The following is a 22,448-nucleotide window of genomic DNA, read 5'->3' as shown; positions in this document are numbered from 1 at the left end:
TTATGACTTTTTAGAGAGTTCTAGTCTATTGTCTTTTGTATTTATTCATTGTTAGTGTCGATACTTATATTGGCAACCTACATTACCAAGGAAATTTTTCATGGCACAATCGCGCGCATCGACATCTCCTGCGAGCCGATCCTATCGTCGCCAAGCGCTTTTATGGCTGATGATGGCGTTGTTACTCGGAGTAGTGACTGCATTGGTTTGGATGTTTAGTCAGACATCTGCCATCGGTGCTCAAATTGAGAATGCGCCGCTGTCAACGCCGCAAGTCACCGTCGATGAGCTCAAACAGCCATTATCCATCGAGTCCTTACATGAGCTTGATACCGATGTACAGCCTATCGACTTTGAGGCAACGGTCCGTGATTTGCGTAATTATCCTGATGAGTTTAAGGATAAGCGTTACTTATCAGCGAACAAAGGTAAGTGGACGGTACAAGTGATGAATGTGGCCGAAAACGACGTCATCGTCAGCTATTTAGAAAGCCGTAAAGATCGTGACAAGTTTGCCTATTTTCGTTATCGTGATGAAAACAATAAATTACGCTATATGTTGACTTATGGCATTATGAGCAGTCCGCAAGAAGCCGTAGGCGCTGCTAAGCTTATAGACTTTGGGCTACCAGCTGGTGTACGAGTATTGCCAGAGGAGATCAGCCGCTACGTCAGTATTATTGATAACTACGAGCGTCCAGAACCAATAAAAGATCTGAGCAGCAGACGCGCTCGTTCCGTTAAGCTAAAACGTACCCAGCGTGAAGTGCCAGTACGTCAACAGCCAACAACTAATGATAATGATAACGCTGCTACAGAGGATAGTATTTCTGCTGATACTATCAAGCAAAGAGCAGAGCGTAATATGGCAAATGCCCAAAACGATGCAGCTGCAAATAGTCAAAAAGAGAGTATTCGTCAGTCCGAGGATACTTCAGCGACTTTATCTGTCAATGAACAGCGCTCAATTGACTCTGATAATGAAAACATCGCTCAAATACCAAGTAATACCCGTAACACGGACGCTGAAGTCAAAAAACCACCGGTAGTCACCGCGCCGAAACCGCCTACTGATAAGGATACGAGCGCTCCGCCGAAAACGAACAATAACAATAACAATAATGCCACGCCTAAACCGGCTAACACCGCAAATGATGCCGCGAGTAATACAGCAAATAGTAACGACAGTATGAAAGAGCTCATTCAGGAAAGAACGAATTAAGCGGAGCAGCTCACTTTTTTAACGACAAAAACTCATGATAGAGGTAAGCGGAATAGGTCACATAAATAACTAGATTTTTGCTTAAATATTATCTATGATGAGTACCTGCGCTGATTTGTACAATTATCGTAAACTTGCTACTCTTTGTACAAATCAACGCCAGGTATAAACGTTATCTTACTCATGAAAGATAAGATAACGACTCTAGGTATATCGTCAGCTTTATAATAAGTCAGTTATTGTAAGGGCTATATCAGCCTTAGTAGCTGTCACCTCAAATGGTTGTTATAACTCAATCATAGCTCTAACCGTCTGGTTATTTGCTATGGCAAAAAATAATTAATTTACTACTTAAGGATAAGTCGTCGATAAGACGAGCGTTGAATTGACGCTCTTATAAAGTCTTGCTTAAATAATTTTAGGCATCTGGTGCAGTTTTAGCCGTTCATCGCGGGCTCTATTAATCCGCTTAAATAAATATATTAGCATAAAGTTTAGTAAATTTTATTTTAATTGCATTTTACTTGCAATGCTGCGTTTAATGTTCGCATTGGATACCAAGCGCCCGTTCACCCAAAAGGATAAACCATGTCAATGATCTCCTCGCATAGCCATCTAGCGACTCCAGATGATTTCTCTGATAACTGTGGTTTTGGTTTGATTGCTCACATTGAGGGACAAGCCAGTCACGACTTAGTCAAGACCGCTATTCATAGTCTCAGCTGTATGACCCATCGCGGCGGTGTAGCAGCAGATGGCAAGACTGGCGATGGCTGCGGCTTATTGCTAGCGACGCCAAAAGCGTTTTTTCAAACTATCGCTTCTGAGCAGGAGCTGTCTATCACTGACAACTTTGCTGTCGGCATGGTGTTTACTCATTTAGATAGTGAAAAGGCCGCTCATAGCCAGCAGGTGTTAAACGAAGAGATTACTGCACAAGGGTTAGAAGTAGCTGGCTGGCGCGAAGTACCGTTAGATCTGAGTATCGTCGGTGATATTGGCCGTGAGACGCTGCCTGATTTTAAGCAAGTATTTGTCAATGCTGATGATGATCTAGCTGCAGATGACTTTAACCGTAAGCTGTTTGTCGCGCGCAAAAAAGCCGAGCAGCGTCTGATCGATGATGAATTGTTTTACGTGTGCTCGTTGAGCTGCCAGACGATTATTTATAAAGGTCTGGTCATGCCTTCAGATTTACCAGCCTTTTTCTTAGATTTACAAGATGAGCGCTTGGCGTCACATATCGTGGTTTTCCATCAGCGTTTTTCGACCAATACGTTACCGCGCTGGCCGCTTGCGCAGCCGTTTCGCTATCTGGCTCATAATGGTGAGTTAAATACCATTACAGGTAACCGCAATTGGTCTAAAGCTCGCACACCAAAGCTCAAATCAGACAAACTGCCGAACCTAAATAAATTGACGCCGCTTGTAAATACCACAGGCTCTGACTCATCAAGCTTAGATAATATGCTTGAAGTACTGATGTCTGGTGGTATGAACTTATTTCATGCGATGTCAATTTTGGTGCCACCAGCATGGCAGAACGTCGATAGCATGGACATGGATTTGCGAGCGTTTTATGAGTTTTACTCGCAGCACATGGAAGCATGGGATGGTCCTGCAGGCCTTGTCATTCAAGATGGCCGTTATGCCGTCTGTATGCTCGATAGAAACGGTCTGCGTCCATCGCGCTGGGTAACGACTAAGAATGGCTATATCACTGTGGCATCGGAAGTAGGGGTTTGGGACTACTCACCACAAGATGTGTTGGCAAAAGGTCGAGTTGGCCCAGGTCAAATGCTCGTTATCGATACAGTGACAGGTCAGGTTCTAGATACGACTGCCATTGCAACGTTGTTGAAAAATGCACATCCGTACCGCAAATGGCTACGTGAAGAGGCCACCCGTATTCGTGATGACGAGCGCTTAGAAGAAACATTGGCAATGCAAGCTTGCCGCGGTGACAAGCTAAAAGCATTACAAAAAATGTATCACATCACCAATGAAGAGCGTACCGAAATCATTCGACCCAATGCAGAGAATGGCCAAGAGCCAGTAGGCTCGATGGGTGACGATACGCCAATGGCAGTACTGTCACAGCAGATACGTCATGTGGGTGATTTTTTCCGTCAGCAGTTCGCGCAGGTGACCAACCCACCGATTGACCCATTACGTGAATCCATTGTGATGTCACTACAAACTTGCCTAGGCGCTGAAACCAATGTGTTTGCGCCATCAGCAAGAGATGCTCATCGTATTATTTTGTCATCACCAGTCTTGTCAGCCAGCAAGATGCATCAGCTTGAAACGTTGGATGATCCAGCATTCAAGATGGCTCGTATCGATCTGAACTATGACCGTACTCTAGAGCTATCTGATGCTATCGTTGCTATTTGCAAAGAAGTGGCAGATAACATCCGCTCGGGCAATACCTTGATCGTACTGTCTGATAAAGAGATCGATACAGAAAAAGTACCCGCCAATGCCATCATGGTCACAGGAGCCGTGCATCATTATCTGATTGCAGAAGGCATCCGTACTGATGCCAACCTAGTCGTTGAGACAGGTCTTGCTCGTGACTCGCATCAAGTGGCTGTATTGATCGGGTTTGGTGCAACTTGTGTGTATCCATATCTGGCATATGATGTTATCGATGACTTGGTTGCGACTGGTGAGTTGCTTGGTGACCCAATTCAAGCCCGCGTCAATTTCCGTAAAGGCTTGGATAAAGGCTTATTAAAGATTTTGTCAAAAATGGGCATCTCGACCATTGTCTCTTATCGCGGCGCGCAGTTGTTTGAAGCGGTCGGCCTGTCTGAAGAGGTGGTCAATCTTTGCTTTAAAGGCGTACAAAGCCGCATCAAAGGCGCGACTTTTGCTGACTTAGCTGCCGATCAAGCCGTACTTGCTGCCAATGCCTTTAAACGCCGTGCACCGCTCGATCAAGGCGGTTTGCTCAAGTTCGTCTTTAATAAAGAGTACCATGCCTTCAATCCTGACGTGATTAACAGCTTACATACGGCGGTACGTACGGGTGATTACGAAAATTACCAGAATTATGCCAACCTCGTAAATAGCCGCCCAGTTGCGACGTTGCGTGACTTGTTACAACTAAAAACTGACAACAGCATCGATGTTAATGAGGTCGAAGACATCTCTGAGATTTTGACGCGCTTTGACTCTGCGGGTATGTCATTAGGCGCTTTATCGCCTGAGGCGCACGAGTCCATAGCGATGGCAATGAACACGATTGGCGGGCGCTCAAACTCAGGTGAGGGCGGCGAAGATCCGGTGCGTTATGGTACCTTGCGTAACTCGAAGATTAAACAAGTTGCCTCTGGTCGTTTTGGCGTAACTCCTGCGTATTTGCGCTCAGCTGAAGTCATGCAGATTAAAGTTGCGCAGGGTGCTAAGCCGGGTGAGGGTGGTCAGCTGCCAGGCGGCAAGGTCAATGCTTTGATTGCGCGTCTGCGTTACTCAGTACCGGGGGTGACGCTAATTTCACCGCCGCCGCACCATGATATTTATTCTATTGAAGATTTAGCTCAGCTTATCTTTGATCTTAAGCAAGTCAATCCAGATGCTTTGGTCTCGGTAAAGCTCGTTTCTCGTCCAGGCGTTGGTACGATTGCGACGGGCGTTGCCAAAGCTTATGCTGATCTGATTACCATATCAGGCTATGATGGTGGTACCGCGGCATCACCCTTAACGTCTATCCATCATGCCGGCTCGCCGTGGGAGCTGGGCCTGGCTGAGACGCATCAATCTCTACGCGTCAATGGCCTACGTGACAAAGTCCGCATCCAAACCGACGGCGGTCTCAAGACGGGTCTAGATGTGGTCAAAGCCGCTATCTTAGGCGCAGAGAGCTTTGGCTTTGGTACCACGCCGATGATTGCGGTTGGTTGTAAGTACCTACGTATCTGTCATTTAAACAACTGTCCAACAGGCGTTGCTACCCAAAAATCCAAGTTGCGTGATGAGCACTTCATCGGTGAGGCGGAGATGTTAATCAACTTCTTTAAGTTTGTGGCGACTGAAACGCGTGAATGGTTAGCTGTACTGGGTGTTCGCAGTATGGAAGAGCTAGTTGGGCGTACCGATCTGCTTGATATTTTAGAAGGTCATACTGATAAGCAGCGTCATCTTGACTTATCACCGCTCTTATTTAGTCATCCTGCCAGTAGCGGTATGCCGCAGACTTGTCAGGTCGAGCGTAATGAGCCATTCGATAAAGGCTTGCTCGCTGAGCAGATGATAAGTGATATGATGCTTACCATTCGTCAAGGCACAGGCGGTGACTATAGCTATTATGTCGGTAACTGCGATCGCTCTATCGGTGCGCGTATCTCCGGTGAGATTGCCGAGCATTGGGGCAATCTTGGCATGAGTGATATGCCAATCAAGCTTCGTTTGACGGGGACCGCAGGGCAGAGCTTGGGGGTATGGAATGCAGGCGGTCTGCATATCGAGCTTGAGGGCGATGCGAACGACTATGTCGGAAAAGGTATGGCAGGCGGCGAGATTGTCATCTACCCACCAAAAGAATCTAACTTTGCTGCAAAGGACACTGCTATCATTGGTAATACCTGTCTATATGGAGCAACGGGCGGTAAGTTATATGCTGCTGGGACCGCAGGTGAGCGTTTTGGTGTTCGTAACTCTGGCGCGCATGCGGTTATCGAAGGCACAGGCGACCATTGCTGTGAATATATGACGGGCGGTATCGTCACGATTCTTGGACGTACTGGTCTTAACTTTGGGGCTGGTATGACGGGTGGTTTTGCTTATGTACTCGACATGGAAGGCGACTTTTTTGATCGTTGCAACCATGAGCTGATCGATCTGAACCGCATCTCTAGCGAGCAGACCGAAGTACATCGTATCTATTTGCAGCAAGTGATTGAAAACCACGTGGCTAAGACCGGCAGCGCTTGGGGACAGACACTCTTGGCAGATTTCGATTATTACGTGCGCAAGTTTTATTTGGTTAAGCCAAAGGCGGCAAGTATTGCCAACTTACTCAATACTACGATGGCAGATCCGCAGTAGCATGAGTAACTTGAGTAGCATGTCAGTAGCGTATCAGAAACGCTGCGCTGTATAAACGCAGCGGCTTTCAGCAGGTCCGTGATGCTGCGATATTCTAAAGACTTGATTCTGTATTGAGAAACTGGTCTTTATCGCTCATCACTACCCACTATCAAAGAGATTATGATTATGGCAAAACGTTTAGAAAATAGTTTTCAGTTTTTGGATATTCCTAGACTTGAACCACTGAAAAAAGATATCGTCACTCGCGCCACAGAGTTTGTAGAGATTTACACGCCTCAAGATACCGAGCTGGTGGCCAATCAAGCGCATCGCTGTCTGGAATGCGGTAACCCTTATTGTGAGTGGAAGTGCCCAGTACATAACTACATTCCTAATTGGCTAAAGCTTGCGACTGAAGGGCAGATCTTTCAAGCGGCTGAATTATGTCATCGTACCAACACTTTACCTGAGGTCTGCGGCCGCGTCTGCCCACAAGATCGCCTATGTGAAGGCGCTTGTACCTTAAATGACGGTTTTGGCGCAGTCACTATCGGTAACGTCGAAAAATATATTAACGATACCGCTTTTGCCTTAGGCTGGCGTCCTGATATGTCCGATGTGGTTTGGACGGACAAAAAAGTTGCGATCATCGGTGCAGGGCCAGCAGGTCTTGGCTGCGCTGACATCTTAGTTAGAAATGGCGTCAAGCCTATCGTCTTTGACAAACGTCCTGAGATTGGCGGGCTACTGACCTTTGGTATTCCTGAGTTCAAAATGGAAAAAGACGTCATGCGCAATCGCCGTACTATCTTTGAAGATATGGGCATTGAATTTCGCCTAAATACCGAAGTCGGCACTGATATCACCATCGATGAGCTAGTGAGTGATTATGATGCGGTATTTATGGGCATGGGTACCTATACTTATATGCGCGGTGGTTTCGCTGGCGAAGAGTTAGACGGCGTCTACGATGCGTTAGATTACTTAATTGCCAATGTCAATCGCTGTAACGACTGGGAAAAAGACCCATCTGAATACATTGATCTAAAAGGTAAAAAGGTAGTGGTACTTGGTGGCGGCGATACGGCGATGGACTGTAACCGTACGAGCATTCGCCAAGGTGCCGAGCGCGTCGTCTGCGCTTATCGCCGTGACGAAGAGAACATGCCAGGCTCGCGCCGTGAAGTGGTGAATGCGCGTGAGGAAGGCGTTGAATTCTTGTTTAATCGACAGCCCACAGAGATCATTGGATTGAACGGTAAGGTCAATGGTGTCAAAGTGGTAACCACGCAATTAGGTGCTCCGGATAATCGTGGCCGCCGCCGTCCTGAGCCAGTAGAAAACTCAGAAGAGATCATCGAGTGCGATGCAGTGATTATGGCCTTTGGCTTTCGTCCAAGCCCTGCCGATTGGTTTGAAGGTTATGAGGTTGAGATGGATCTGAACGGTCTGGTGTTGGCACTTGAAGATCAGCCTTATAAATTCCAAACCAGTAACCCCAAAATCTTTGCTGGCGGCGATATGGTACGCGGCTCTGATTTAGTCGTCACCGCGATATGGGAAGGCCGAGAAGCGGCGGAAGGTATCTTAGACTTTTTAGAAGTATAATTACCTCGATTTAGATTCCACGATTTATTAGTGGTTTGTGATGTAAACGTCTTTTGTCTTTTATCAGACAAAAGACATTTTTTTTGAGTGATGCTTGGTAAATAAAGGCTCGACTGCTAGCATGTTTGTGCGTACCCTATATGCTTTATCGTTTACCTCATTTATCCACTAAAACTCGTTTATTCACTAAAACTCGTTTATTCACTAAAAAGAGTAGCCTTGCGTGAAATCAACCTTTTACCAGCGTGTTACTGCGCCATTTATTGAGCCTTACATTCGTTATCAACGTGCAGATGTGTTACATGCTTGTCGTCTGGGAGTGGCTGTCATACTGGCGCTATTAGTCAATAAAGTCACAAACCTGCCGCATGGTGAGTGGACCACCATTACGGTTTTTATTATTTTAGGATTGTTACAGTATCAAGGCGCTATCTATACCAAAGCCAAAGAGCGTGTGCTGGGCACGCTACTAGGTATTGGCACAGCATTAGGGGTGTTGTGGTTCAATCAAAATGCAGGGGCATGGCTATGGATCGATTATGCACTTATCGGTATATTAAGCGGCATTATTGGCTATCTGGCCGTTCGTAAGCTTGGCTACACAGGGCTGCTGACGGGTATTACGATGTTAATGATTGTCTCCGATCTAGGCAATAGTAGTATTGGTCAAGACGGCATTTACCGTGCGCTCAATATCTTGCTAGGGACAGGCGTGGCGGTCGCAGTCACACTCATTTTGCCGCTCAAATCAACGCTGATGTGGCGATTTCTATTGAGTAGCAATCTTGATGCTTGTAGCAGCTTGTATGCAAGCGTTGGCCATCATATTGATACAGCGGACGGAGCGGCGGGCAATACGACCCATAAATCAAATCCAGTGGCTTTTTCAGCTGGAGAAGTACCTGTTGATAGAGCGTTGGTCACCACATTACAACAGATCAATAAGCGCCTACTGGCCGTGCGTCCACATATCGCTGCGACCGCAAGTGAGTCGGGGGTCGAAAAAGAGACACTGGAGACCATTCAACGTACCCATCGCAATATCATTGGCACCATTGATTTGTTATTAAGTGCTGCGCCGCGCTTGGCAAATATTGAAATCGATGAGGAAAACCATGTTTTATTGGTTCATTATCAGCATGAGTTGACGCAAGCGATGCAGCATATGGCTGCGGTGCTACGTAGTCCCAGTGATGAAGTGTTTCGCCCCATTACGCGTATTGCCGTCTCAGAGTATCCAAGCGTGCAGCGTTTAGCGTTTGAGTGGCAGGGATATTTTTGGTTGACCCAAACCTTGCAAACCCAGTTGCAACAGTTGAGCGACTTGTTACAAACGACTAAACCGCAGTGGTTTGCGGCGTCTGGTCTTCGCTATCAGCGCCGTGAGCAAAAGCGTATTGAAGTACAAGGTCATGAGACGGACTTGCATTTATAGATACAGTTGTAAGCGCTGTTTGCTGCACACACATAGCCCATAAAAAAACGCTAACTCTCAAAGCTAGCGTTTTTTTTAGACCTATTTGTTTATTAACGACCGGTTTTTAGCATATCCCAATACTGCTGGTATACTTGCAGCGCCTCGTCACCGACATCCTCTTGGAATTCTGCTTTTGCCAGTACTTCTTTTGATGGGTAAATCGTTGGGTTGTTGCGAATGCTTTCATCCATCAGCTCACGCGCGGCTATGTTAGGTGACGCATAGCCAATCTCTTCGCTGACGATTTTGGCGTTTTCAGGCTGCAAGAGATAATCGATAAACTGATGCGCGGCATCGACGTTTTTGGCGTTCTTTGGAATCACAAAATTATCCATCCACAAGATTGCGCCCTCAGTGGGGTACTTATACACCAAACTGGTGAGACCCTCATCATTGGCCATCACCGCCTCACCATTCCATGTCATTCCTAAGTTAGTTTCGCCCTCGATATAAGGGATACGAGTGGCGTCTGAGTTAAAGGTTTTGACATTTGGCATGATAGTCGTGAGCTTGTCATAAGCGGCCTTAATCTCCTCAGGATTACTGCTATTGCCAGAGTAGCCAAGGGTCAATAGCGCCATACCGAAGACTTCACGCATATCATTCATCAGCATCACCTGATTTTTGTACTCAGGACGCCATAAATCATCCCAGCTATTCACCGTCGCTGGATCAATCACGTCGCCGTTGATCGCAAGACCGGTGCTGCCCCACATATAAGGGATAGAGTATTTATTCTCAGGATCGACTTTAGTATTGGTAAAGGAGGTATCTAGATTATCAAAGTTGCTCAATTTTGATTGATCAATCTCTTGTAGTAACCCCTCATTAGCCATTTTTTCGACATAATAAGTAGAAGGCACGGCAAGATCATACTGACTTGAATCATCAAGCAGCTTGAGCTTGGCGTACATAGCCTCATTCGAGTCAAACGTGGTGTAATTAACCGAAATACCAGTCTCATCCTCAAAGCCGTCTAAGATCTCTTGCGGCATATATTCTGACCAGTTATAGAGGTTCAACGTCACATCGCTATCGGCTGCATCTTCGACTGCTGCATTATCAGCGTTGCTACAGCTAGCGAGCACCAAAGCGATTGCCGCGCTCAGTAGTACTTTTGGTGCGGCTGTCATAAAAGTGCGCTTAACTGGATGAGTAGCAGGTTTGGCAAAAAGTCCATATAATGATTGGCTCAAAGTATATCTCCTAAAGTGAATATAAATCAGCGATGTCTATTGCTATCTTTATAGTTGTTATTTAGCCTGATTTAAAGGCCATTGTCAAAATCCGCTCGCTCTAATAAAGGATGATAACCCAAAAGCCGCTAATCTAATGCGCAGTGTAGAGAATGCTAGGTATGCTATCATTGCTAAAATTTATACCAGCAGCAATAAAACGAGCAGTATTAATCTTTATAATATAACAAAGGATAAAATCATGACTCAGACGACTATACCCAAACTTCTTACCGATAAAGTCGTGATCATTACGGGGAGTAGTCGCGGCCTAGGTGCCGAGATTGCTCAGCAAATGGCAGCGGCTGGCGCGAAAGTTTGTGTCAACTATCGACAAAGCAAAGACGCCGCTGAACAAGTCGTTGCCAAGATTAAGGACGCGGGCGGACAAGCCTTCGCGTATCAAGCCGATGTCACTGATTTGACCCAAGTGCAAGCAATGGCGCAAGCAGTAATTGAACGTTTTAGCCGTATTGATGTGCTCGTCAACAATGCTCTGCCGCAGTATCAGTTTGACCCTAGCGCTGACAATACTAGCATCGAAACCGTGCAGTGGGCGCATTTTTCTCAGCAAATCGACGGTATCGTCAAAGGCGCAGTCAATACCGTACAAGCGGTGTTGCCGCAGATGAAAGCGCAGCAAATGGGCAAAATTATCAACATCTCCACCAATCTGATCTATAACCCTGTAGTGACTTATTACGACTATACGACCGCCAAATCGGCGCTGGTGGGGCTCACGCGCAATCTAGCTAGCGAGCTTGGTCCGCACGGCATTCGCGTGAACCTATTAGCAGGCGGCCTGTTAAAGACCACCGATGCTAGTAGCCTCACGACTGAGGAAGTCTTTGACTATATCGCCACCACCACGCCGCTGCGTCAGGCCACCTCAGTTGCTAACTTTGCTAACTCTGTACTGCTGATGGCGTCTGATTTGAGCGCCGCTATCACCGGTCAGTCCATCGCCGTCGATGGCGGCTTGACCATGCCTTAGCGCTTGAGGTGGATAAATATAATAATAAAAGCATTAAGATAAGAGAGATAATATGAACAACCAAAAACGCGCAGGAATCATAACGGCTTTAATTGGCCTAGTCGCTTTAATAGTCTTACTTAACGCGAGTACTTCTGCGCCTATTATTAATTGGCCAATGGAAGCTTACTTAGGGACGGTCTTTACGATTGGATGGATGACGGGCGTACCGGACTTTTTGGCTTACATTTTAGCAATTGTGGTTTTCGTGGTTGTCATTGGCGTTTGTTATAAATTGGGCAGTTGGCTTTATGATTTGGTTGTTGGACGAAGTTAAATCTTCTGAGTAATTTAATATTACTATCATTAATGTAAAGTCACTATTCACTAGATAAAATTCTGTGATGCGCTTATTTTTAAAGGCCTATAGTTATATAGGCCTTTACTTTTGTACCTTAACTCTTTAGCTACTAGTCATTTCAATATTGTTTATTACTAATTGTTTCTATATCCCATGAAAATAGTTTGTTTTCATTTCAAAATTATGATTGAATTCAAAACTTTGTTCAGAACTTAGAGTCTTACTAAGTTCTGATACTGGTCAAACATAGGATAGAAATAGTGTTTTATGCAAGAAAATGGCTCACCAAATGGCAATCCGCCAGATAATAATTTTGAGGCAAGCGCGCACAGTTCGCGTATGCAGCGTTTTTTAAAAGGGGTCGAGTGGCTCGGTAATCTATTACCGCATCCTGTTATTTTATTCGTTTGGATGTCAGTGCTGTTATTGCTGCTCTCAGCCGTCATGTCGTACTTTGGCGTATCAGTCATTGACCCAAGACCAGAGGGCACCAGTGGCCGCAGCGCTGACGGCATGATCGAAGTCGTCAACTTATTAAACGGTGAAGGCTTGGCTCGTATCGTCGAAAATCTGGTGACTAATTTTACAGGTTTTGTGCCGCTAGGTACGGTTCTAGTCGCCTTACTCGGTGTCGGCATCGCTGAACACTCGGGTATGATATCGGCTGCACTGCGAGGTCTGGTCATGAATGCCCCAAAAAAGATGGTGACCTTTACCGTCGTATTCGCCGGTATTATGTCGAACACGGCAGCTGAGCTGGGTTATGTAGTACTGATACCACTAGCAGCAGTGATTTTCCACTCATTAGGCAGGCACCCATCAGCTGGTCTAGCCGCAGCATTTGCTGGGGTGTCAGGTGGTTATAGTGCTAACCTATTATTAGGAACAGTGGATCCTTTATTATCAGGGATTACCCAAGAAGCGGCGCGTATCATTGACCCAGCTTATATCGTTGGGGCAGAAGCCAACTGGTACTTTATGATCGCCAGTACCTTTTTGATCAGTGGTTTAGGTTATTTTGTCACCGAAAAAATCGTTGAGCCAAGCTTAGGAGAATACAACCCTAAAGATGCTGATGATGCCTCAGTACTCGAGACGCAAATCGAAAAAGTCTCCGCACTTGAGAAAAAGGGTCTACTATGGGCCGGTATCAGCATGCTCATATTCTGCTTATTGCTAGCATGGACCATCATCCCTGCAGACGGTATCTTACGTAACCCAGAGACGGGTCTAGTATCAGGATCACCATTTCTAAAAGGCATTGTGGTCTTTATTTTCGTGTTTTTTGCGATACCAGGTTATATCTACGGTAAGATTACCGGCAGTATCAAAAATAACCAAGACGTCGTCGACGCCATGAGTAACTCGATGAGCTCACTGAGCATCTATATCGTTTTGGTGTTCTTTGCTGCACAGTTTACCGCGTTTTTTAAATGGTCAAACTTAGGCTCGGTAATGGCGGTATCTGGCGCGACTTTCTTAAGTGATGTTGGCCTAACTGGACCGCTGCTATTGGTTGGTTTTATCCTGATCTGTGGTCTGGTCAACCTTATGCTCGGCTCAGCGTCAGCACAGTGGGCAGTGACAGCACCTATCTTTGTACCTATGCTGATGCTCACAGGCTACGCGCCAGAGATGATACAGGCGGCGTACCGTATTGGCGACTCAACCACTAATATTATTACGCCGATGATGAGCTACTTTGGTCTTATTTTGGCAGTGGCTATTCGCTATAAAAAGGACACTGGGGTCGGAACCTTAATGGCAATGATGCTACCATACTCGATGGCATTTTTGATGGGTTGGACTATTTTGTTCTCGATTTGGGTATTTGTACTGGGTCTACCTGTTGGGCCTGGTGCAGAGACATTCTATCCTGCTAGATAAGCTGGTTTTATCGCTACGGTAGCAGGATTGGCAATAGCTATCTGTGTAACACTAAAAACCCTTGTCAGGTTATGGCAAGGGTTTTTTTTAGTACTCACTATCTATGGTACTTATGAAGTAACCTTTAGCGCCAAGCGCTCAAGCACCGACTGAATCCCGCGCTCCTCAATAGTGCCTGTGACAAAATCGGCGCGCTCAATTAAGGCAGGTTGTGCATCTCCCATAGCGACGGCAAAGCCCACCAAATCGAACATCTCTAAATCATTAAAACCATCACCAAACGCCATGCAGTCTTGAGCGTCCACACCATAATACGCGCAAACATCGAGGATACCGCGCGCTTTTGATGCATCTATCGGCAAGATATCCGCGCCCGTATTGTGCCAATGCACCAGCTTGAGATCATCCTTAGCAAAGTCCACCTCTTGCATTTTTTCCAGTTGGTTATTAAAGAACACTGAGCATTGATAGACTTCATTGGTTTGATAATAATTAGGGTCGACGATAGAGTTCGGCGTGCGCGCATTAAATTCGCGCAGGCGCTCGTTTTCATCCGACCATGAAATATGCGTCGCCGAATCAAACTTGTGGATGAGATTGCTCGCTTGGCACAGATGAACGATTTTTGCGGTTTGCTGATCGGTCAGCGGATAGTGACTGATTCTGCCACTTTTATCGAAGCTGTATTGACCATTCATACAGATAATCGCGTCTAGTACATCCGCTTCTAGCAGCGCTAAAATGTCAGGCGGCAATATGGCTTTGGAGCGGCCGGTTGAGATGACAAGTTTGATATCGCTATCCGCTAGCGCCTCTAGTGTCGCTTGATTGGTTTTATCGATAATGCCCGCGCGGCTCAAAGTATCATCAATATCGAAGAAGATGATTTTTGGCGTTGGGATTTTACTGGTTGCCTGTGCGCCGCTGGCCTTAAATTCGGTAAACATAGTTATCCTGGTCCCTATTGTTGTAGTAAGGGCTGATGCTAAAATCGCCCTAGTCGTTGCGACTGTTTAAATAAAATCAGCTAGCCAATGCAATAAGCATTATCTGCAATTTTCACTTAGACTAGAACTATTTTAGCGATCAGCAGTGCGCATTTGTGAATGTTCAACACGCCCTAATTACCTTTGTCTAATAGCGCTAAAAACTCATTGGCATTTTTTAAGTGCTGTTTTTGCTGGTCGTTATCCATCTTATCCCACATCGATAGTAGCATGCCGATACGCGGATTTTTCTCAAAAAAGTCGCGATGCACATACATAAAGCGCCAAAACAGGCCGTCCCATATCGCCGCCCACTCAATCAGCTCGCCTTTGCACTTGGTCTGATAATTGCTCATTTTATTAATATAGTTACTACCGCTAATATAAGGTTTCGTCGCCATCAGGCCACCATCAGCAAACTGACTCATGCCATAGATGTTGGGCACCATCACCCAATCATAGCTATCGATAAATAGCTCCATAAACCACTGATAGACTTCATCAGGGTCAAACTCACAGAGCAGCATAAAATTGCCAAACACCATCAAGCGCTCAATATGATGCGCGTATCCCGTCTTCAGCACTTTTTTAATCGTGGTATCAATCGGTACAATTCCGGTATCGCCCGTATAAAAACTCGGCGGTATCTTACGGGTAAAACCCCAAAAGTTACTCGTGCGCTGCTTGCGACCGATAGACTCATAGAGTCCATACATAAACTCGCGCCAACCAATAATCTGACGGATAAAACCCTCTAAAGAGTTCAGCGGAATCTCGTATTCTTCGCTGACCTCCAGCGTGCGCGTTACCACTTGCTCAGGGGTGAGCAGTCCGGTGTTGAGCATCGGCGTCAAGATACTGTGATGCAAAATGTGCTCATCGGCGACAATAGCGTCCTCATACTTGCCAAACTCCTTAAAGCGTATCGCTAAAAAGTCCTCAAGCCATTCTTCTGCCTCATCATGCGTAGTCGGATAACGAAAATCGACATTGGCCTCGCCATAATGCTCGCTAAAGTTATCTTTGACATACCCTAGCGCTTCCTCGTAACGCTCAGTTAACTTAGGAAACTTGATTGCAGGCGGCGTCTGTTTGCGCGGGTATTTTTTGCGATTATCCCTATCGAATGACCACTGTCCACCAATCGGCTCTTCTTCGTCATCAATCAGAATCTTTTCACGTTTGCGCTGCTCCATATAGAAGTCGTGATGAAACAGACGAGTATCGCGAAAAAACTCACAATACACAGGCAAAGGGTTTAAGAACATCGGCGTCGGCGACACATCAAACTCGATATCAGCGTCCAATATCGCCTGTTGCACGTGCATGCGTAACCAGTCATCGACTAAGTCAATACAGTAAATTTTTTTGATGGATTGATCATTATCTGGTTCATCCTTGTGACTTATAAAGCTCGCAATCAGCTTGCGGCAATCGCTATGCTCATGTACTGAATCTACATAGTGCACCGTCTTACCCGCATTTTTTAATGTCTGCTCGTAGGCCTTCATACTCGCGCGGTGCAGCACTAGCTTTTGCTTATGAAACGGATACTGAGTAAAGTATAAATCCTCCTCAATGAGGTAGCACACGTCCTGCCAAAGCGAGGTATCAGCAAACAGTTGATGCGGAAAGATAAGGCTAATACATTTACTCATAAGTTAAGCCTACTTTGATAAATTCCGTTTATTATAAAGGAGCGATTGCAGCTTTGTCAGGGTGGATTATGTTATTTATCAGGCGTCTATACAGCGCTTATCGCTTTATTGTTATCGATATTAGAAAGGTGTTTTGCTCAGCTAACCCTATCAATCAAAGAGTAAAATTACCATATAACTCAGTATCGACCCCATAATAAATTAGGATAACTCAATGACCTTATCTGCCAATAATAAGACAAGTCAGCAGGCTTTAGACGATAATCTATTTAGTCTGGCTCCAAGGCATCCTGATAGCCGCTTGGAGACGGATTGGTTGTTTTTATATAATAAGCTGCCGCCCGATCAGTGGTTTGGCGCGGACTACGCTTATAAGACCTCAGGTTGGCTTAAGGTACATACCAATATACGCAAACGCCAACGTATTCTTGTGCAAATCAGCGAAGCTTATATCAGCGGCGAGTTTGACTGGAGCGAGTACCGCTCACAAATATTGAAACGCATCAATATGCATGTGCTCAAACTGCATCAGCACCACGGGGTGGAGGACGAAGGGTTTTTCCCAGAGTTTGTCAGCATGTACCCCAAGCTCGCACCTGCCTTTGAGATATTAGGCCATGATCATGAGTATCTTAATGAGCTGCTCGATAAGTTACAAATTCAAAATGATCAGCTGGCGAGAAGTGAGATAGAGGATAAAGCGCTGGCTGAAGAGCTACATAAAACGCTAGTCAAAGTGACCGCTTTACTGCAGCAACATCTCACGGATGAAGAGGATTTGGTGATTCCGATTTTGGGGTTACGGCAGGGGTAGGGGTTGATTTTCGGCGGTGAAAATTATCCTTAGTAGCTTCTCCCGCCTTACGCTTGTATCTGCTTACCCGCGCGAGACGAGGGCTACGGTTTGGGGTGTCTCCTGCTCTGCGAGCCACCCCAAAACCTAGCCCTCACAACTCGCCCAGCTCAGCAGGATACCGCTACAGTCGGGGCTAGCGGTGAGCTTATGTTCTTTTTGATATTCGTCGTGGTTGGGGTTTTACTTGTAGGAAAATCATAAGATGAGTTAGTAGTAGGGTGCGCCACGCGCACCATTTTCGAGTGTTATCGGTACGCGTGGCGCACCCTACGCAAACTAATCTCGATGCTCCCAAACAACCGCAATCTTAGTAGCCAATATATCCTCTAATTCTTTTAATATTTCTGAACGAATGGAAATGGTTTCATTAATGTCGCTTTCAAACTCTTCATCTTCATTGTCATCTAATTGCCAAAATTTATTAGTCGCTACAAAGTCCCCAGCGGTCATCATGAACGGGCTAGTAATAATAATGTCTGAATGCGTCAGTTGTAGATTTTCAACTGTATCAAAATAGGGTTCATGTTCACATTCGATAATATTTTCGTCAAAAAGTGAAAATGCTTCTTCTTTTTGTTCGTCAGTTAAAATATGTTCTTGGTCTTTGATATAAATAAAAACATGTTGTTCACTCATAATATTCTCCCAGTAAGCGTAGGCTGGACTTTTAGCCTAGCTTTATAAAACTTAAATAAATAAACCCCAGACTACCCAACCTCAACCGAACTCACATTCTGAAAGCCTCTTGGCAACTGACCACCACGATTACCACGCGTGCCCGTATAATTCGCCAAATCCATCGGCTTTAAAGTCACATGACGCTTACCCGCAGTAATGATTAAGCTGTCTTGCAAGCTTAGCGGCGTGATAGCTAATACCTCTTCATCGCCCTTAAGCGTGATCATTTTATTACCCTTGCCGCGCGCTTGTTCCGGCAAGTCATCGAGTGCAAAGATTAATAAATAGCCAGCATTCGTCACCACCGCGACGTGATCAGGAGTGACTTTTTCTGCGTTATCTTCACTACTCGTTGTATTAGCGTCGATACGAGCTACTGGCAACAGCTGACTGTCGGCGGCCAGATTGATGATCTTTTTACCCGCTTTTTGATTGCTATCAAGATTAGCTAACGTATTGATAAAGCCATAGCCGTTAGAGCTGGCGAGGATGATACGCTGATCGTCGCTACCCGTGAGTAGCTGCTCAAAGCTTGCGCCTGCGGGTGGTTTGAGTACGCTGGTCAGTGGATCACCTTGACCACGCGCCGAGGCGAGGTTGTGCGCGTCAATACTATAGCTACGTCCTGTGCTATCGAGCACGTAGATTTTCTCATTTGATTTACCGCGCACATACGCTTGATAGGCGTCACCTGAGCGATAGCTCATGCCTTGAGGGTCGACCTCGTGACCTTTAGCCGCGCGTATCCAGCCCGCTTTGGAGAGTATCGCGGTAATCGGCTCGCTTGGTATCAGATCCGACTCTTTAAGCGCTTGGGCTTCATCGCGCTCCATCAGTGGCGACATACGCTCGTTACCGTGCTCTTTCATATCCGCTGTCAACTCATCAATCATTAGACGAGTTAAGCTCTCAGGATTATCAAGATACTCTTGTAGTTTGGCGCGTTCTGCTTTGAGTTCGTCTTGTTCACTACGTAGCTCAATCTCCTCTAATTTTGCCAACTGACGCAAGCGAATGTCCAAGATAGCATTGGCTTGGATCTCGCTGAGATTATAATCTTGCATCAAAGTTGCTTTAGGATCGTCCTCTTCACGGATAATGCGAATGACTTCATCAATGTGCAGATATGCGATGAGTAAGCCTGCCAAGATATGCAAGCGCTTATCGATTTTATCTAAGCGAAACTGCACGCGGCGGGTGACTACTGAGCGGCGACTCACTAACCATTCTTCTAGGATTTCTTTTAAGTTTTTGACCTGCGGCTTACCGTTTAGGCCAATCATATTCATATTGACGCGGTAATTACTCTCAAGATCGGTACTAGCGAATAGATGACTCATCACCCGCTCGACATCGACGCGGGTTGATTTGAGCTCAAGCACAATGCGGCAAGGGTTTTCGTGATCGGACTCATCGTGGATATCGACGACCCAAGGCAGTTTTTTATCCGTCATTAAGCGGGCGATTTGCTCTTGTATTTTATTGCCTGAGACTTGATAGGGCAGCGCATCGATAATGACGAGGTTTTTTTCTTTGGGATCGATATGGAAGGTCGCACGCATCTTATAGCTACCGCGCCCGCTTTCATACATCGCCTGCAAGTCTTTTTTACTAGTGATGATTTCAGCATTCGTCGGTAGATCAGGCGCGGGTATGGATTGCGTCAATTGCTTAACCGAGAGACCTGGATTTTTGAGCAAGCGAATAGCCGCGCGCACCACTTCGTTTAAGTTGTGCGGCGGAATATCGGTGGCCATACCGACGGCGATACCTGTCGTGCCATTTAACAAGATATTAGGCAGACGCGCAGGCAAGGTCACAGGCTCTTGCAAGGAGCCATCGAAGTTATCCTGCCAGTCAACCGTACCTTGGCCTAGCTCAGCAAGGAGCGTATTGGCATAAGCGGACATTTTGGCTTCGGTATAGCGCATGGCGGCAAAGGATTTGGGGTCATCAGGGCTACCCCAGTTGCCTTGGCCGGTGATCAGCGGATAGCGATAACTAAATGGCTGCGCCATCAGCACCATCGCTTCATAACAAGCGCTATCACCGTGCGGATGGTATTTACCGAGCACGTCACCGACGGTACGCGCCGACTTTTTGGGTTTTGCGCTCGCTTTGAGTCCCAGCTCGCTCATCGCATAGACGATACGGCGCTGCACAGGTTTGAGACCGTCAGCGATATTGGGCAGGGCGCGATCCATGATGACGTACATGGCGTAGTTGAGATAGGCTTGTTCAGTGAATTCAGCGACAGAGCGGCTGTCCATCGGCTCACTCGCTAATAGGGTAGGATCATTATCTATAATATCAGGCATAAATTAAGGTTCGCTTGTTAACAATACTTTTAATAGGTTTAAAAATAATCGGTTCAAAAAGGGGTGGTATCAATCAATGTTAAAGCTAATACAGGCATAATATAGCTGTCGACTGCGTTTAAAGAATGTCTCAAACAAAGGGTTAGTGTGATAATACTGCTATCGTAAAGCAAATACTGAGAATTAAAAAGGTCTATAAGCAACAAGGCGACAGGCCATGACGCCTTTGTTTTATAGATCGTTAATTCGTAAACCGATTCATTTTATACGTGGATTTTATACTAGCAGTTCAGTAGTATAAATAAAGGCTTATCCCTAATCACAAGGATGTTATTTATGTCACCTTTTTATCACCATCGCTTGCGCTCACACACCGTGACCACGAAGACTTTAGTCGTCAGTATTTTAGCAGCTTTAAGCCTAAGCGCTTGTAGCTCACAGCAAAGCGTCATGACGGCTAGCGACAATAGTAGCCGTGTCATAGAAAGCGAAGCTGGATTAATTGAAGCACCAGTTGTCGTATCAGCGCCAGTGGCCCAAAACAGTAAAAGGTCGCAAGTGCCAAGTCCATCTATAAGCCGCGCCAATACACTTTATGATATCTCCTCAGGGCCAGCGGTTATTAGGCCTGCGCCTATCGTCGTGGTAGAGCCAGCTGGTGATAACTATCAAAAAAACATCGCCAATCCCATCAACCGTACTTTAGACAATCCGGTAGCGACTTTATCCATCGATACGGACACCGGTAGCTATAGTAATGTGCGCCGCTATCTCAACGAAGGTCAGCTGCCGCCTGCCGACGCGGTCAGAGTCGAGGAGATGATCAATTATTTTCCTTATGATTTCTCTAACAGTCAGCGTTTAGGGCAAGCGCCGTTTGTAGTGGAGACTGAGATTGTCGACTCGCCTTGGGATAGGGTCGATCAGGCCAATCAAATCCTCAAAGTCGGTATCAAGGCCATCGATCCGGCCCAGTACACTCGTAGCGCCAGAGCACAGCTACCAGCAGCCAACCTAGTGTTTTTGGTCGATGTCTCAGGCTCTATGAGATCCTCTGATAAATTAACGTTGGCCAAAGCCACGTTAAACTTACTCGCCAAGCAGCTGCGGGCGCAGGATACTATTAGTATTGTCACTTATTCAGGCAGCACCCGAGTGGCACTTGCGCCGACTAGTGGTAGCGAGACGGCGACGATTCAAGCAGCGGTGAATAGCCTAAAGGCGGCAGGCTCGACCAATGGTGAGGACGCGCTAAAACTGGCTTATGAGCAGGCGAGCAAAACTTTAAAAGAGGGTAGTATCAATCGCATCCTTATGCTGACTGATGGCGATTTTAATGTGGGCATCAGCGACGTCGATGAGATGATGGATTTGGTCAAAGCCAATCGCGATCGCGGTATCTCCTTATCGACTTTAGGCTTTGGTCGCGGTAATCTCAATGACTATATGATGGAACAAATCGCTGATAATGGTAATGGCAATTATAGCTATATCGATAGCTTAAGCGAGGCCAAAAAGGTCTTGGATAATGAGCTAAATGCGACTTTTAATACGGTTGCAAGTGATGTCAAAATTCAGCTAGAGTTCAACCCAGCGCACGTCGATGAATGGCGCTTGATTGGCTACGAGAATCGTCTGCTAGCTGAGCAAGACTTCAATAACGATAAGGTTGATGCTGGCGAGTTAGGCGCGGGCAAGGCTGTAGTCGCGCTATTTGAAATCACACCTAGAGGTGAGAAGGGCGCAATTGCTCCGCGCCGTTATGCTAATAATACCCAAGCTTTAGCGAATAACAGTAATAATAAGGATCTGGGCTTCCTCAAGATTCGCTACAAGGCCACCCCGCAAGCCTCCTCAAAGTTGCTTGAGCTGCCAATTACTACAGTCAATAAAAGAGTCTCCTTAATGAGCGCGCACCCTGATACTCAGTTTGCGGTAGCAGTAGCAAGCTTTGGACAGCGTTTGCAACAAAGCCCATATATCAATGATTGGCAATATAGTGATAGTACTCAGCTTGCCAACCAAAGTCTCAGCTATCAGACCGTTGACGATGCTAATGGTTTACGCCGCGGCTTTGTCGAATTAACACAGCTTGCTGAAGCGCTACAACCGGCAATTAATAAACAATAGTGGTTAAAGTAGAGACAATAACTGC

At 46.0% G+C, this 22,448-nt stretch carries 14 protein-coding genes; 9 read left to right on the top strand and 5 right to left on the bottom strand.

The genetic code is table 11. The annotated features are described in order from the left end of the window. Positions 1 to 100: 100 nt before the first annotated feature. The 4 genes from AAEY83_RS01740 (at position 101) to AAEY83_RS01725 (ending at position 9,299) form a co-directional block, all read left to right on the top strand. A complete protein-coding gene (locus tag AAEY83_RS01740; RefSeq protein ID WP_025644918.1) occupies positions 101 to 1,222 on the top strand; it encodes a hypothetical protein in 1,122 nt (373 codons plus the stop codon). A gap of 588 nt (positions 1,223 to 1,810) precedes the next feature. Continuing rightward, positions 1,811 to 6,274, top strand: coding sequence for a glutamate synthase large subunit (gene gltB, locus AAEY83_RS01735; RefSeq protein WP_025644916.1), 4,464 nt, complete (start codon positions 1,811 to 1,813; stop codon positions 6,272 to 6,274). A gap of 168 nt (positions 6,275 to 6,442) precedes the next feature. After that, positions 6,443 to 7,864: a glutamate synthase small subunit GltD family protein gene (locus tag AAEY83_RS01730; protein WP_025644914.1), complete on the top strand. Its 1,422-nt coding sequence runs from the start codon at positions 6,443 to 6,445 to the stop codon at positions 7,862 to 7,864. Between the two features lie 223 nt (positions 7,865 to 8,087). Next, positions 8,088 to 9,299: an FUSC family protein gene (locus AAEY83_RS01725; protein WP_025644908.1), complete on the top strand. Its 1,212-nt coding sequence runs from the start codon at positions 8,088 to 8,090 to the stop codon at positions 9,297 to 9,299. 92 nt (positions 9,300 to 9,391) lie between these two features. Here AAEY83_RS01725 and AAEY83_RS01720 read toward each other — a convergent pair whose 3' ends face one another. Continuing rightward, the gene (locus tag AAEY83_RS01720; RefSeq protein ID WP_025644906.1) at positions 9,392 to 10,537 is read right to left on the bottom strand and encodes an ABC transporter substrate-binding protein; all 1,146 of its coding nucleotides are present in this window, start codon (positions 10,535 to 10,537) and stop codon (positions 9,392 to 9,394) included. A 241-nt stretch (positions 10,538 to 10,778) separates the two neighbouring features. On the opposite strand from AAEY83_RS01720, the gene AAEY83_RS01715 reads away from it, so the two are divergent. The 3 genes from AAEY83_RS01715 to AAEY83_RS01705 all read left to right on the top strand — a co-directional run bounded on the left by AAEY83_RS01715 (position 10,779) and on the right by AAEY83_RS01705 (position 13,797). Continuing rightward, positions 10,779 to 11,570 (top strand): 3-oxoacyl-ACP reductase, encoded by a 792-nt coding sequence (locus AAEY83_RS01715; protein WP_025644904.1) that lies wholly within the window; start codon positions 10,779 to 10,781, stop codon positions 11,568 to 11,570. Positions 11,571 to 11,622: 52 nt separating this feature from the next. Further along, positions 11,623 to 11,886 carry a hypothetical protein gene (locus tag AAEY83_RS01710; RefSeq protein WP_025644901.1) on the top strand — a complete coding sequence of 88 codons (264 nt, stop codon included), beginning with the start codon at positions 11,623 to 11,625 and terminating at the stop codon, positions 11,884 to 11,886. Between the two features lie 291 nt (positions 11,887 to 12,177). Next, on the top strand, positions 12,178 to 13,797 hold the full coding sequence (locus tag AAEY83_RS01705) for an AbgT family transporter (protein WP_025644899.1): 1,620 nt from the start codon (positions 12,178 to 12,180) through the stop codon (positions 13,795 to 13,797). Positions 13,798 to 13,907: 110 nt separating this feature from the next. Here AAEY83_RS01705 and AAEY83_RS01700 read toward each other — a convergent pair whose 3' ends face one another. Continuing rightward, a complete protein-coding gene (locus AAEY83_RS01700) occupies positions 13,908 to 14,744 on the bottom strand; it encodes a Cof-type HAD-IIB family hydrolase (RefSeq protein ID WP_025644897.1) in 837 nt (278 codons plus the stop codon). Between the two features lie 173 nt (positions 14,745 to 14,917). Beyond that, complete coding sequence (locus AAEY83_RS01695) at positions 14,918 to 16,441, bottom strand: cryptochrome/photolyase family protein (RefSeq protein WP_025644896.1); 1,524 nt, start codon at positions 16,439 to 16,441, stop codon at positions 14,918 to 14,920. Positions 16,442 to 16,655: 214 nt separating this feature from the next. On the opposite strand from AAEY83_RS01695, the gene AAEY83_RS01690 reads away from it, so the two are divergent. Beyond that, entirely contained in the window at positions 16,656 to 17,255 is a 600-nt protein-coding gene (locus AAEY83_RS01690) for a hemerythrin domain-containing protein (RefSeq protein ID WP_025644894.1), read from the top strand. A gap of 318 nt (positions 17,256 to 17,573) precedes the next feature. Here AAEY83_RS01690 and AAEY83_RS01685 read toward each other — a convergent pair whose 3' ends face one another. Next, entirely contained in the window at positions 17,574 to 17,933 is a 360-nt protein-coding gene (locus AAEY83_RS01685; protein WP_025644892.1) for a hypothetical protein, read from the bottom strand. A 71-nt stretch (positions 17,934 to 18,004) separates the two neighbouring features. Next, positions 18,005 to 20,293, bottom strand: a complete 2,289-nt coding sequence (gene parC / locus AAEY83_RS01680; protein WP_025644890.1) for a DNA topoisomerase IV subunit A — start codon at positions 20,291 to 20,293, stop codon at positions 18,005 to 18,007. A gap of 336 nt (positions 20,294 to 20,629) precedes the next feature. On the opposite strand from parC, the gene AAEY83_RS01675 reads away from it, so the two are divergent. Next, the gene (locus AAEY83_RS01675) at positions 20,630 to 22,423 is read left to right on the top strand and encodes a vWA domain-containing protein (protein ID WP_025644888.1); all 1,794 of its coding nucleotides are present in this window, start codon (positions 20,630 to 20,632) and stop codon (positions 22,421 to 22,423) included. Positions 22,424 to 22,448 lie beyond the last annotated feature (25 nt).

This window comes from Psychrobacter sp. TB20-MNA-CIBAN-0197, from assembly GCF_040309765.1.
GTDB lineage: Bacteria > Pseudomonadota > Gammaproteobacteria > Pseudomonadales > Moraxellaceae > Psychrobacter > Psychrobacter submarinus.
Note: the sequence above shows the minus strand (reverse complement) of the source record. Positions and strands in the feature narration are given on the sequence as shown.

Bases quoted from the DNA above. Each gene is read 5' to 3' on its own strand.
- AAEY83_RS01740 (WP_025644918.1), top strand. From the start codon at position 101: ATGGCACAATCGCGCGCATCGACATCTCCTGCGAGCCGATCCTATCGT.
- gltB (WP_025644916.1), top strand. From the start codon at position 1,811: ATGTCAATGATCTCCTCGCATAGCCATCTAGCGACTCCAGATGATTTC.
- AAEY83_RS01730 (WP_025644914.1), top strand. From the start codon at position 6,443: ATGGCAAAACGTTTAGAAAATAGTTTTCAGTTTTTGGATATTCCTAGA.
- AAEY83_RS01715 (WP_025644904.1), top strand. From the start codon at position 10,779: ATGACTCAGACGACTATACCCAAACTTCTTACCGATAAAGTCGTGATC.
- AAEY83_RS01710 (WP_025644901.1), top strand. From the start codon at position 11,623: ATGAACAACCAAAAACGCGCAGGAATCATAACGGCTTTAATTGGCCTA.
- AAEY83_RS01705 (WP_025644899.1), top strand. From the start codon at position 12,178: ATGCAAGAAAATGGCTCACCAAATGGCAATCCGCCAGATAATAATTTT.
- AAEY83_RS01700 (WP_025644897.1), bottom strand. From the start codon at position 14,744: ATGTTTACCGAATTTAAGGCCAGCGGCGCACAGGCAACCAGTAAAATC.
- AAEY83_RS01695 (WP_025644896.1), bottom strand. From the start codon at position 16,441: ATGAGTAAATGTATTAGCCTTATCTTTCCGCATCAACTGTTTGCTGAT.
- AAEY83_RS01690 (WP_025644894.1), top strand. From the start codon at position 16,656: ATGACCTTATCTGCCAATAATAAGACAAGTCAGCAGGCTTTAGACGAT.
- AAEY83_RS01685 (WP_025644892.1), bottom strand. From the start codon at position 17,933: ATGAGTGAACAACATGTTTTTATTTATATCAAAGACCAAGAACATATT.
- parC (WP_025644890.1), bottom strand. From the start codon at position 20,293: ATGCCTGATATTATAGATAATGATCCTACCCTATTAGCGAGTGAGCCG.
- AAEY83_RS01675 (WP_025644888.1), top strand. From the start codon at position 20,630: ATGTCACCTTTTTATCACCATCGCTTGCGCTCACACACCGTGACCACG.